We start from the raw sequence: 12,560 nt of genomic DNA on the forward strand, positions 1-12,560 counted from the left end.
GGCAGAAACGGAACGGCCCCGCTCGATTGCTCGAAGCGGGGCCGGCTGGATTCGGGGCTGCTTACGCCAGCGACTCGGCACGTGGCGGGTTCGTGCATCCGCCCTGTCTTGCGGCCGGTTTCCGGATACCCGGTGAGCGCGGCTTCAAGGGATTCAGACCGACGACGATGCAGGGCAAGCCCGCAAAACCGCTCAGTACGCGGACATCTCGACGCAAGGATCGACCTTGGACGGCGAGCAGATCACCGAGTACTTCGCGCTCTCGCGCATCAGCGCTTCGCCTTCGTGCAGCGCGATCTTGATCTCGGGGTGACGCTCGTACGCGAGGAATGCCGAGCACACCACGGCGGACATCACGACGAGGGAAAACACAAATTTTTCAAGGGTTTGGAAGCGTTCAGGCATGGTCCGACCTTTCTCTTAGGCCGCCATTATATCTCGAAATAAGGGTTTTCCCTATAAGCCGGCCCGCATACCGAGGATGCCTTCGATCGGAATCGGGCCAGTGTTCGCGCCCTTTTTGGGGAGGGGGAGCGGCGAGACCGCGAGGCCGATCAGGACGCGGCCGCATACCGGCAGAAGGCGCCGAAGGCGTGCCGCCGGCCCATCACTGCGGCGCCGACGCGCCGCTTGCCGCATTGCCGGGCCACGCGTTGCCGATATGGTCGATCAGCGATTTCGCGGTGCCCGTCACGAGCGCCGCATCGACGCCCGACGTCTGCCACGAGCCGTCGGCGGCCTTCACGAAGGTCAGGTTCGCGCGCGACGGCGAGTAGTCGGCATTGCGCCACGTGACGACGACGTCGCACGCGTACGTACGATCGCCGAGCTTCTTGCAGTCGCCGTCGGGTTTGGCCGAGACGACATCGGCCGAGACAGGCAGCGGCTGGCCGAACAGCGCGTTCAGGCCGCCGTGGTTTTCCGCTTCGAGCGCGCGGCGCACGGCCGCGTCGACGTCGTTCGATCCGGGACCGTCGTGGAGCAGGTTGCAGGCGGCCAGCAGCGTCGTTGCACCGGCGAGTGTCAGCAGCGTTTGAAACTTCATGGAGATCCGTCGATCGAGTGGAACGCCGCGTAGTCTGCAACGTCCGCGTGCCGGGCGCGGTATCCATTTGTAACCAATTGCACGGATGCCGCGGGCGACCGCTTGCCCCCTCGTCTACTGACGCTCCTGCTTCACGCGGCTGACCAGTTGCGTCGGGCTCACGAACTGCAGCGCGATCACGACCCAGACGAGCGTGATGGCCATGTAGATCATCGCCATCGCGTCGATCGACTGCGGCGCGCGCACGCCGGTCGAGAACACCGCGTAATACAGCGCGACGACGAGCGTCTGCGTGCTCGGCCCCGCGGTGAAGAACGTCAGCTCGAACATCCCGATCGTGCGCACCAGCACGAGCAGCCCGGCCGCGAGCATGCCGGGCACCAGCAGCGGCAGCAGCACGTAGCGGAAATAGCGCCACGTGTTCGCGCCGAAGATGCGCGCGGCGGCTTCGAGGTTCGGATCGATCTGCTCGATGAACGGCGTCATCACGAGGATCACGAACGGCAGCGCCGGCACGAGGTTCGCGAGGATCACGCCCGGCAGCGTGCCCGCGAGCCCGATCTTGTACATCACGGTCGCCATCGGGATCCCGTACGTGACGGGCGGCACCATCAGCGGCAGCAGGAACACCAGCAGCGCGAAGCGCTTGCCGCGAAACCGCACGCGTGCGAGCGCATACGCGGCCGGCACGCCGAGCGCGATCGACAGCAGCACGACCGCGCCGACGACTTCGACGGTCACCCACAGCACGCTCTCGAGCTGGAAGTCCGCCCAGGCCTTCGCGTACCAGTGCAGCGTGAAGCCTTGCGGCAGCGGCGTGCCGAACCAGCGCGTCGCGACCGAGTTCACCGCGACGGTCGCGATCAGCAGCAGCACGTTCAGCAGGAAGAACGCCATCAGCCCCCAGACGAGCGCCTTCCAGGCGCGGCCGGCGAGGTTGCCTTTCATCCGGTGCGGTTTCCTTGCGTCCACGGGCCGTGCATCGGGCGCGTCGTGCTTCGGCGGCCATGCGCGCGCGGCATGATTGTCGATCGCCATCAGCCCTTGCCTCCCGTCACCGCGCCCGTATAGAAGAAGCGGCGCGCGCCGAGCATCGACGCGACCACCAGCAGCTGGACGAAACCCATCACGATGGCGATCGCCGACGCGAGCGAATAGTCGTAGCTCTCGAACGCAGCCTCGGCGGCCGCGATCGAGATCACGCGCGTCGGCCCGGCCGGCGCGCCGAGCAGCACGGCCGACGGAAATACCGAGAACGCCTGCACGAACGACAGGCACGCGGCCATCGTGAGCCCCGGCACGAGCAGCGGCAGGTAGATCTGCCGGAACTGCTGCCACGGGTTCGCGCCGAGCGTGGCCGCGGCGCGCGCGAGCGTCGGGTCGATGCCGCTGATGTATGACAGCATCAGCAGGAACGCGAACGGAAAGCCCGACACGATCAGCGACAGCAGCACGCCCCAGTAGTTGTGCGTCAGGCGCACCTCGTCGGTGTACAGGTGCAGCCCCTGCAGCGCCTGCGGGAACCAGCCGTTCGGCCCGAAATACGTGAGCATCCCGTCGGCGACGAGCACCGTGCCGAGCGTGACGGGAATCACGAGCAGCGTCGTGACGAGCTTCTGGTACGGCGAGTGGCGGCGCAGCGCGAACGCGACGGGCACCGCGATGCCGACGTTGAGCAGCGTCGCCGGCACCGCGAGCTTCAGCGTGACGAGCACGGTCGGCCACATCGCGGTGTCGGTGAAGAACTGCACGTAGTTCGCGAGCGCGCCGCCGCCGTTCATCGGCTGGAACGACAGCACGAGGCCGTACGCGAACGGATAGACGAACAGCGCGGCGATGAACGCGAGCGCGGGCGTGACGAGCCACGCCTTCGCGTCGCGCGGCGCGCCGGACGCGAGCGTGCTCATGCCCGCTCCGCCGCGTAGACGAGCGTCCGGGCAGGCGCGACGCGCAGCCGCAACCGCTCGCCTTGCGCGAAATCGCCGGCGACGCGCGCCCAGATCGCGCCGAACGGCGTGACCGCGCGGAGCAGCGAGTCGCGGCCGCCGTATTCGACCGTTTCGACGGTCGCGTCGAACGCGTTGTGGCTGCCTTCGTCCGCGCGCTCGATGTCGTCGGGGCGCAGCGCGACCACGACGTCCTTCGTATCGAAGCCGGCCATCGGGACGCCCGTGAGGCAGACGCCGCCGGCCGCGACCCGGACGTCGTCGCCGGCCATCCCCTCGAGCGTGAACGGCAGCACGTTGCGGTAGCCCATGAAGCGCGCGACGTGCAGGTTGCGCGGGCGCGTGTAGACGTCCTTCGGCGACGCGACCTGCTGCACGACGCCCTCCTTCATCACGACGATGCGGTCGGCCATCGACAGCGCTTCGTCCTGGTCGTGCGTCACATAGATCGTCGCGCGCTCGAGCTGCGTGTGGATGCGGCGGATCTCGGCGCGCATCTCGATGCGCAGTTTCGTGTCGAGGTTCGACAGCGGTTCGTCCATCAGCACGAGCGGCGGCTCGATCACGATCGCGCGCGCGATCGCGACGCGCTGCTGCTGGCCGCCCGACAGCTGCCCGGGCAGCTTGCCCTCATGGCCGACGAGCTGCACGAGTTCGAGCGCCTGCTGCGCGCGCCGCCGCGTTTCCTGCTTCGGCACGCCGCGCATCTTGAGGCCGAAGCCGACGTTCTCGAGCACCGACATGTGCGGAAACAGCGCGTAGTTCTGGAACACCATCCCGAAGCCGCGGCGCTCGGGCGGCAGCACGTCGATGCGCGTGTCGTCGAGCCAGATGCCGCCGCGCGTCAGCGGCTGCAGCCCCGCGATGCAGTTCAGCGCGGTCGACTTGCCGCAGCCCGACGGGCCGAGCAGCGCGATGAACTCGCCGCGCCGGATCTCGAGATCGAGGCCGTTCAGCGCGGCGACCTGCGCCCCTTGCGCATTGGTGAAACTGCGGCACACGCCGTCGAGCCGCAACCGTTCGAAACTGTGCTTCATTGCACGGAACTCCCTCGACGCGGGCGCCGCGGCGCCCGCCGGTTCAGGCGTCACTTCGATTTCTGCGAACCGATCTCGCGATCCCACTTCTGGAACGCGGCGACCATCGCCTGTGCGCTGAGCGGCTGCACGTGCGGGCGATCGGCGAGCAGCTTCGCGTACTCGGGGCGGCCGAACTTGCGGACCACGTCCTGGCTGTGCGCGGGCGCCATCTCGAGCGTCACGCCCTTCACCGCCGGGCCCGGATAGAAATAGCCGTCGTCGTAGGTCATCGCCTGCTGTGCCGGTTCGAGCAGGAAGTTCATCAGCTTGAACAGCACGTCGAGCTTGTCCTTCGGCACGCCCTTCGGAATCACCATGAAATGCGCGTCGTTGACCCACGTCATGTCGTCGAATGCCTGGATCCGGAACTCGGCCGGCACGATGCCGAGCGCGCGCGGGTTGATGTCCCAGCCCGTGACGGTCACGGTCATGTCGCGCGTGCCTTCGCCGAGCTCCTTCATCACCGCCGACGTGCCGCCCGGGTAGTACGGCACGCAGTCGTTCAGCGCCTTCAGGAACGCCCAGGTCTTGTCCCAGCCGTTGATCGGGTCCTGCGGATTCTTGTCGCCGAGCACGTACGGCAGCCCCATCAGGAACGTGCGACCCGGGCCGGAGTTCGCCGGACGCGCATAGATCAGCTTGTTCGGGTGCGCCTTGCACCAGGCGAGCAGTTGATCCGGCGTCTTCGGCGGGTTGCCGACCTTCGCCGGGTTGTATTCGAGCAGCGGACCGGCCGGCATGTAGGTGACTTCGAGGCCGAAGCCTTGCGGGAGATCCTGCATCTTGCGCGGGCCGGGCGCGTATCTGTCGAGCACGCCGGGGAACGCGGCTGCATTGTCGGGCAGGAGCTTGAGCCACAGGTTCTGTTCGATGCCGGCGGCCAGCGCGTCGGTGCCCGTCAGCACGAGGTCGATGTCGGCGCGCCCCGCCGCCTGCATCGCCTTGATCTTGCCCGGCAGCTGCGGCGCCGGCGCATTCGTGAACGTGACGTTCGACACGAGGGTCGGGTTCTTGTCCCGGAACGCCTCGATGGCCTTCTGCGTGAGCTGGAGGTTGCCCGCGACGTCGACGATGTTCAGCGACACGGGCGCCGCAACGGCCGCCGCGGCAGACAGCGAGAAACCCAGTGCGAGTACGATCCGGCGGACACGGCGAGCGATCGTGGTGGTGTTCATGTCTCCTCACTTCGGTCGGTGGATGGGACCTTTCTTTTCAGGAAATCATGACGGCGTTATACGATGTCGGTCAACAAAAAACCGTGGCGCGCGGGACGGGACTTTCCCTGACAAAAACCTTCCGCCGAGATACGATCCGACTGGCAGAGACTATTTCGGGGATCGCCATGCCGCGTGACGCGATACGTGTTAGGACATCATATGTCACGTGGCGGATCGACTCATGCTGGACGACCACCAAGGGCCTGCCATGTGAATGATCCGGTAGAGAACGCTTTCAGCGCGGCCGCGACAATTCCCAGAGCGCATGGAAATATTCGGCCCGTTCCTCGCTCGTGACGCTCGCGTTGGCCATGTCGACCATGAGGTCTTCAAGGTCGGCGACGCGCGGAATCGAGATGCCCTGCCCCACCATGTCCGTCGACGCGCAAGTGAGGCCGGTGGGCATGTTTGCGTCATCGAACGCTGACGGCTGCCTGCGTGCGGGGTCGGCCGACGCCTGCATCGATTCCGGGGATCGGCTACAGTGGGCGTTTTCGGCGCGCCCCGGCCCGCCGCCGTGCGTGGTCCATCGGAGCGCGCGGCAGTACGGACGGAGCGCGGAACATTCCCTTCGATGAGCGAACCTTCATGCCCGATCTGTCCGCCTTCCCGATCACGCAAAAGTGGCCGGCCCAGCATCCCGACCGTCTCCAGCTCTACTCGCTGCCGACGCCGAACGGCGTCAAGGTGTCGATCATGCTCGAGGAAACCGGCCTGCCGTACGAGCCGCACCTCGTGCGCTTCGACACGAACGACCAGTTTTCGCCCGAATTCCTGTCGCTGAACCCGAACAACAAGATCCCGGCGATCATCGACCCGAACGGCCCCGACGGCAAGCCGCTGCCGCTGTTTGAATCGGGCGCGATCCTGATCTATCTCGCGGACAAGACCGGCCAGTTGATCCCGAAGGATCCCGCCGGCCGTTACGAGACGATCCAGTGGGTGATGTTCCAGATGGGCGGCATCGGGCCGATGTTCGGCCAGCTCGGCTTCTTCCACAAGTTCGCCGGCCGCGACTACGAGGACAAGCGTCCGCGCGATCGCTACGTCGCCGAGTCGAAACGCCTGCTCGCCGTGCTCGACGCGCATCTCGCGAACCGCCAGTGGGTGATGGGCGACACCTACACGATCGCCGACATCGCGATCTTCCCGTGGGTGCGAAACCTTGTCGGTTTCTACGAAGCAGGCGACCTGGTCGGCTTCAGTGAATTCCGGCATGTGGCACGCGCGCTCGACGCGTTCGTTGCCCGCCCGGCCGTCGCGCGCGGGCTCAATATCCCGGCACGCGGCTGAGCCTGGGCGGCCACGCCGCAGGCGGCCGCTGTGTCGCTCAAGCCCGCCGCATTGCGCGGCGGGCTTTTTTGTTCTTCGTGGAATTCCGGGGGCACGCCGGGGAGGAGTGTCGGCGTTCGGCCATGAAGGGACCTTCATTCGATGCGTCGTCAGGACATTGAGACGGCTGCTCCACTCCGCAAGCCGTCATTTGATCGCCGCGAGCCGGCGTCGCGTCATCGGCCTTGGGGACTTTCGTGAGTTCTCACCGCCTACCGCGAATGATGTGCGCTTTTGACTTCGGATCTTGCCTCGAGCCCACGAGTCATCGTTCAGCGTCACGGATCTCATCCGCTGCCTTTGCGCTTACTTGTCGTGGGCGATGATTGCACACGCGCGACCTTAAGCCAAGAAAACGGTGAATATCAGAGCCAAGGCTATGCAACAATGTTGACAGTCGTCGCTGCGGGCTGTTGCGAAGTCGGATTTGCTCACTCCAAGGCAGACATTGTTTAGAAAAAACATTCACCAGAGCAGCCTTAACATGTCGAAGAAACTTCGTGGAACACGAAAACCAAACGATACTTTCAACTCATCTTTGACCTTGGGTGTCGATGAGATTATAACCAACGGGAAACAGGCTGCTCTGTTTGCACACACAGGAATCAGAGGCGACGAACGCGCGGCTGCGTTAAAGGAGTTTCTCAACGCGACGATACCCGCTCGATTCGGTGTGGCCAAGGGTGAGGCGATAGATTTTCAGGGGAATAGAACGTCACAAATTGATCTATTAATTTACGATAAACATAGTTCGTCGGTCCTCTTTAAGGGTGATGACGGCAATCTCCTCGTGCCAATCGAGAGCGTGTACGCCGTGGTTGAATGCAAGACCACTTTAAATGGCGACGAATTGGAAAAAGCATATAAAGCTGCCAGGCGAATCAAGGCACTGCGCCCCTATCAAAAATGGTTTTCTTGTCACGAAACCTTGAAGTCGTACAAGCCCAGTCACAATTCGTCGCCGTTGCCGAGATGTATGTACTCGATATTTTCATTTGGCACCAATCTATCGAAAGAGGATTGGCTTAAAAAAGAATATAAACGAGCGATGGAAGCTTCTGCCTCTAGTTCTGCGCATATCAGTGACGTGGATAACTTAATCGTATTGACTAACGGCTTGCTGATTCCGGGTGATGCTAAAGGGAAGGCGTATAACGACGAGCCTCAAAAGGCCTTTATTGACTGGCACTTGACCATGTCGAACTATCTGCAACGAGAATCGAAGCGAAGACAGCCAGCAGACCTGCAAATATATTCCCATCAATATTCGAGAGGGTGGCAGAAGATAGCATTATAGGTCCGTTCGCGGCGCCGTCGCGGGCCGTTGTGCCAGACAGTGGCAAAATGCACCGTCACTCACGTTAACAGGCATTTAAACTCTGCCAATTCTCGAAATGCCATCGCCGCGGAAGATCTGGCAGCGATGGCGATCTTAGTCAGCGACGTTGGATTAACCACCCGCACCGACTTCACTCTTACCATTGGCCCCGACATCTTCTTCGTTCGTCGGATCCAATTTCAAGTCGAGTACTGTTTCACCAGCTATGGCGGATAACGGGAACACAACTATTGTACCTTCGGCCTCGAAGATCGCTTGGCGACACCGTTGCGCGAAACCCGCATCTTCGGGGTGTTCCTGAAGGTATTTCGCGGGCTCGAATAGATCCGGGGTTCTGATGAGGGCCGCACCGACGCGCTTTGCAGCGGACAAACATTTTTCAGTAAAGAAATTGCTTCGCTCATGCAGCGGGGAAAGTCTGTAGGCATTGCCAAACAGCGCGCCCTTCGCAAAGGAAGTCACGCTTTCCCGCGCGAAGTCTTCTTGCAAATTCCTTTCAAGCTGACTGAATTTATCGATGTTAATGGCCTTGTTGTCTTTGCCTTCTGCCTCGCCGATACATCTTCCTTCGTCACTTTCGAAAACGCAGTCAAACTCTGATTCACCGTTTTCAAACGGATTGGCATCAAATCCTAAGAGACGTAGAGCCTCGATAATTGCTGCCTCCAGTGGCTTTCCTTGCTCATAAAGCAGACGCCGCAATCCTCCCGCCGCGCTCAGCTTACCTGTCAGTTCATCGCGCTCCAGTTGTAACGCGCTGATTGCGGCTGCGCGGTTTGAGATTTCGAATTCCAATTGAGCTTCCAAAGCTAAGCGATATTCTGGACCTTCCGTCCAATCAGGGGCAGGAGTTGCGTCGCTCGCACCCTTTAGCGTGGCTGAAAGCGCGCCGAGAGTTGCAACCAAACGTTTTCCGAATTTCAACGCTTCCGGTGTCCAGTTATGCTGTTTGGATCTTCCGTCGTATTTAAGAAATTCATCCTCGTTGTATTGAAGCGGAGGCAGAAGCAAAAGCTGGCCGGCTCCGCTGGCAATCATCGCTCCCACTGCCCGATCACCGGATCTTGAGCTGAGTACTGTGTTGAACTCACCGCTTATCTCCACTTCGTAAGGAGAATATTTTGAGAATTCTGCCCAATATGGGGAAAGAAATTTCGCCTCTCTGTCGAGCTTGATTTCGGAACCTGTTTTCGAAACGACCTTGATGTTTGGAACGGCATCGTAAGATGAGACTGACGTCACAATGCGCGTGGCCGTCCGGCTACGGCCGGTTCCAGAGTATTGCTTTTCTCCCGTGTGTCGATAGTATTCTTTTGGCTTTCTTAGGAACACAATAACCAGCTTTCCCGCATTGACGGCTCCAACAATTTCAGAGCGCCAGTGATCAAGTCGCTGCTTCGCAATGAAAGACGCGTGCTCGGTTAGAAGCGCTCGCCCATTATAACTTTCTACGCTCTGCGGGCTTCCCAAGGTCGGCTCATACAGAACAATGTCGGCATCCAACAATGTGGTATCCGAGTTAAAGTCAACATACTGAAATTCATTTCCGGGAAGATCAAATCCGACAGTATAGATTTTGTTTTTCGCCATAGTTGTTATTTCAAACGATACATTCCCGATCGAGCACTGGTGACCCGTGGAGTGCGAGAAAAGTTGCAGTGGTACGTCTTTGCTTGAAAGATATCCCTCTGCTTGCTTGAGGTCAACTTTGCTTTCACCAGCCGCCAGTCATGTTTAGTCGTTTTGGCCAAGAGAAGGACTCAACAATGGGCGAGCGATTAATTTCCCCGAATGACCGTTTGACTCCGAGAGGGGACTCCGCGCCGCAGCGACGTTTGATGACCGAATTGGGTCGGATAGCGCCCGCCGGAAAAGGCGCACACTCAATCTCTCTTCGCTTGAAAGGAGATTGTCATGGAATCCGAGAATGTCGTCGTTCGTCACCGTGTGCCATGGAACAAGGGCAAGCTTACCGGGCAGAAGCCGCCGTTAAAGCTCCGAGAAATCTGGGCGATTCGGACGCGACTTCAAATAGCGTCGAACCTTCGTGAGCTCGCGATGTTTAATCTCGCAATTGATAGCAAGCTCCGAGCGTGCGATCTTACGCGGTTGCTGGTCCAAGATGTCCGCCACGGAAGCCACGTGGCGTCCAGAGCGACAATCATGCAGCAGAAGACCCAGCGGCCGGTGCAATTCGAGATCACGGAACAGACCCGTGAGAGCCTCGAAGCTTGGATCGAAGCGCGAGGACTGAAGGCGGCGGATTTTCTGTTCCCGAGCCGGTCGCACACGTCACCGCATCTGTCGACGCGGCAATATGCCCGGCTGGTACATCGTTGGATTGCATCGATTGGCCTTGACGATACTGCATACGGAACCCATACGATGCGACGCACAAAAGCTTCGCTGATCTACCGGCGGACGAAGAACCTTCGGGCGGTGCAGTTGCTGCTCGGACACACGAAGCTGGAAAGCACGGTTCGCTATCTCGGCATCGAGGTCGACGATGCCCTTGAGATGGCGGAGCAGACGGAGGTTTGATGGCATCGCGGCCGGCGAGCGGTCGCTTGCCGGCCAGGAAGAGACACTCGACCCAAGCACGAGGATAGTTGACAATGCCTCGCGCATGACGACCGAATCACCAATCCAGGACGCACGGAAATGAGACACTCCCTCGGATATCTGCATGAGGTTTGGCTATGTCCCGACGGGCACGGACAATCGCTTCCTGCATGCATTCCATATGGACCAGATGGCGACGCCGCTCGTGCGCTTAATGAGTCTGGAAGTGAATGGGTCTGGACATTCTGGACGAGTTCACATGCAGAGACTATGGCCGTCTACTATGAATTTGTAGGCTACGGAGAATATAGCGTCCAGGACGATCTCGATCGACAATCCTATTCACCCGCTGCGTACGAGCGCCAGATGGCGTACTTGCTTGGAGACGGCTCGCCTGGGGTCTCAAGCTCGGAAGTCCGGCGCTAACCGCCAGTGAACAAATGGCGGATACGATGTTCCGCCTAGGAAGGCCAGAAATACTTCCACGACCTGATCAGCCATGAACCATTCATCTGAGCGCATCGGAATGTTGCCCGCTCGAAAGACCAGGACCGTGCCATCAGGGCGTACAGGCGAGGGTTTGTTATGGAAGGCTCTCCATCGTTGCGCGCCGAATTCAAAGCGCTCGATCATACAGCTGGCGCCACCGCCGGCCACTTGCACATAGTTGCCGGTGTCGTCAGTCAATGACGCATAAGATGACTTGCCGTAGCTTCGCAGCGACTTGAGCGCACGTGTGATCTGTGCGGGAGTCGGCACAGTGTTTACTGGTCTGCCCTCGATTTCGAGTTTCATCATCGATCTATCTTGATCCCTCTCAACCAGATGCGAATCATATCAACGCGGAAACCCAATAACGAATGACCGCTATCGGCGCATTCGAAGGACCGCTTCGGGTCGGACAACGGTCGCCGAGGACCCACTGAGTCGAATGGCGGCTCGGGGTCGGCAAGCGACGTCCACGATGCCTTTGTCGCCCGCACCGGGCGCCCGCTTCAAGCCTCCGGCGCCGCACCTTCGAGACCGGCCAGCAGCTTTCCCAACAGGTGCGACAACTGAGCCTGCTCCGCCTCCGACAGCGCGGACAGCAGCGCGCGCTGGTTGTCGATATGCGCGACGACCGCATCGTCGATCAGCGCGCGACCCGTATCCGTCAGTGCGACGAGCGTGCCGCGCCCGTCGGCCGGGTTCGGCCGCCGCTCGACCCAGCCGGCCTTCTGCAGACGGTCGATGCGTGCGGTCATGCCGCCCGACGACATCATCAGCGCGTCGTACAACGCGGTCGGCGTCAGCGCGAACGGCGCGCCGCTGCGCCGTAGCGTCGCGAGCACGTCGAATTCGCCCGGCTGCATCCCGTAGCGCGCAAACAGCGGATTGAGACGGTCGCGCGCGATCACGAGCGCGGCTTCCTGCAGCCGCCCCATCACGACCATCGACGACGCGTCCAGATCCGGACGCTCGGCGCGCCATTGCGCGAGCGCATGCGCGGCTCGATCCATTAACCCTCCTCGGCTCACCAGTTATCTTGACGTCGAGATAAATCGGCGTTTATCTTGATGTCGAGATACTTTACCTGAAAAACGCGCGGCGTCTCGACGGCAGCCGCGCACCGATATCGAGGGCCTCGTCGATGAATCGCTTCACTTCCCCGGGATGGCGGCTGGCCGTCATCGTGCTGGTCGGGCTGAACCTGCGTCCCGCGCTCGCCGCGGTCGGCCCGCTGCTCGACATGATCCAGCGCACGACCGGTATCGGCGACGGCGCGGCCAGCCTGCTGACGACGATTCCGATCCTGCTGATGGGGCTCGGCGCACTAGGCGCGCGGCGCCTGCAGCGCGTTACCGGCATCGCGGGCGGTGTCTGGCTCGGCGTCGCGCTGATCGGGCTGGCCTGCGCATCGCGCATCGGCGCGCGGCACGCGTGGCTGCTGCTCGCGAGCGCCTGCTGCGCGGGCGTCGGGATCGCGATGGTGCAGGCGCTGCTGCCCGGTTTCGTGAAGGCGCATTTCGCGACGCGCATCGGCGGCGCGATGGGCGTCTA

General features: G+C 61.6%; 13 protein-coding genes and 1 pseudogene. 4 read left to right on the forward strand and 10 right to left on the reverse strand.

Going from position 1 to position 12,560, the window contains the following annotated elements:
* Window positions 1-192: 192 nt before the first annotated feature.
* From G3N62_RS21960 to G3N62_RS21990, 7 genes are all read right to left on the reverse strand, one after another.
* Entirely contained in the window at window positions 193-405 is a 213-nt protein-coding gene (locus G3N62_RS21960) for a hypothetical protein (RefSeq protein WP_006497261.1), read from the reverse strand.
* Window positions 406-607: 202 nt separating this feature from the next.
* Window positions 608-1,045, reverse strand: coding sequence for a hypothetical protein (locus G3N62_RS21965; protein ID WP_124669062.1), 438 nt, complete (start codon window positions 1,043-1,045; stop codon window positions 608-610).
* A gap of 114 nt (window positions 1,046-1,159) precedes the next feature.
* Window positions 1,160-2,083, reverse strand: a complete 924-nt coding sequence (locus tag G3N62_RS21970) for an ABC transporter permease (RefSeq protein ID WP_124669063.1) — start codon at window positions 2,081-2,083, stop codon at window positions 1,160-1,162.
* Window positions 2,083-2,952, reverse strand: coding sequence for a sugar ABC transporter permease (locus G3N62_RS21975; RefSeq protein WP_034186878.1), 870 nt, complete (start codon window positions 2,950-2,952; stop codon window positions 2,083-2,085). Before G3N62_RS21975 ends, G3N62_RS21970 begins: the two co-directional genes overlap by 1 nt.
* Window positions 2,949-4,028, reverse strand: a complete 1,080-nt coding sequence (locus tag G3N62_RS21980; protein ID WP_124669064.1) for an ABC transporter ATP-binding protein — start codon at window positions 4,026-4,028, stop codon at window positions 2,949-2,951. The genes G3N62_RS21975 and G3N62_RS21980 overlap by 4 nt, the downstream gene beginning before the upstream one ends.
* A gap of 50 nt (window positions 4,029-4,078) precedes the next feature.
* Complete coding sequence (locus G3N62_RS21985) at window positions 4,079-5,245, reverse strand: extracellular solute-binding protein (protein WP_124669065.1); 1,167 nt, start codon at window positions 5,243-5,245, stop codon at window positions 4,079-4,081.
* Between the two features lie 277 nt (window positions 5,246-5,522).
* Window positions 5,523-5,693: a hypothetical protein gene (locus G3N62_RS21990; protein ID WP_185733035.1), complete on the reverse strand. Its 171-nt coding sequence runs from the start codon at window positions 5,691-5,693 to the stop codon at window positions 5,523-5,525.
* Window positions 5,694-5,875: 182 nt separating this feature from the next.
* On the opposite strand from G3N62_RS21990, the gene G3N62_RS21995 reads away from it, so the two are divergent.
* Both G3N62_RS21995 and G3N62_RS22000 read left to right on the forward strand, forming a co-directional pair.
* Entirely contained in the window at window positions 5,876-6,580 is a 705-nt protein-coding gene (locus G3N62_RS21995; protein WP_069705130.1) for a glutathione S-transferase N-terminal domain-containing protein, read from the forward strand.
* A 523-nt stretch (window positions 6,581-7,103) separates the two neighbouring features.
* On the forward strand, window positions 7,104-7,916 hold the full coding sequence (locus G3N62_RS22000; RefSeq protein ID WP_124669066.1) for a DUF6602 domain-containing protein: 813 nt from the start codon (window positions 7,104-7,106) through the stop codon (window positions 7,914-7,916).
* A 153-nt stretch (window positions 7,917-8,069) separates the two neighbouring features.
* On the opposite strand, the gene G3N62_RS22005 is transcribed toward G3N62_RS22000, so the two are convergent.
* Window positions 8,070-9,548 carry a hypothetical protein gene (locus G3N62_RS22005; RefSeq protein WP_124669067.1) on the reverse strand — a complete coding sequence of 493 codons (1,479 nt, stop codon included), beginning with the start codon at window positions 9,546-9,548 and terminating at the stop codon, window positions 8,070-8,072.
* Between the two features lie 324 nt (window positions 9,549-9,872).
* Here G3N62_RS22005 and G3N62_RS22010 point away from each other — a divergent pair, with 324 nt between their 5' ends.
* Window positions 9,873-10,499, forward strand: a complete 627-nt coding sequence (locus G3N62_RS22010; protein WP_124669068.1) for a tyrosine-type recombinase/integrase — start codon at window positions 9,873-9,875, stop codon at window positions 10,497-10,499.
* A 423-nt stretch (window positions 10,500-10,922) separates the two neighbouring features.
* Here G3N62_RS22010 and G3N62_RS22015 read toward each other — a convergent pair whose 3' ends face one another.
* Window positions 10,923-11,318 (reverse strand): hypothetical protein, encoded by a 396-nt coding sequence (locus G3N62_RS22015; protein WP_225740340.1) that lies wholly within the window; start codon window positions 11,316-11,318, stop codon window positions 10,923-10,925.
* Window positions 11,319-11,515: 197 nt separating this feature from the next.
* Window positions 11,516-12,019, reverse strand: a complete 504-nt coding sequence (locus tag G3N62_RS22020; RefSeq protein WP_124669069.1) for a MarR family transcriptional regulator — start codon at window positions 12,017-12,019, stop codon at window positions 11,516-11,518.
* A 131-nt stretch (window positions 12,020-12,150) separates the two neighbouring features.
* On the opposite strand from G3N62_RS22020, the pseudogene G3N62_RS22025 reads away from it, so the two are divergent.
* Window positions 12,151-12,560 (forward strand): annotated as a pseudogene (locus G3N62_RS22025) (MFS transporter); the annotation flags it as partial.

This window comes from Burkholderia sp. Tr-20355 (assembly GCF_017104685.1).
GTDB classification, from domain to species: Bacteria; Pseudomonadota; Gammaproteobacteria; order Burkholderiales; family Burkholderiaceae; genus Burkholderia; species Burkholderia seminalis.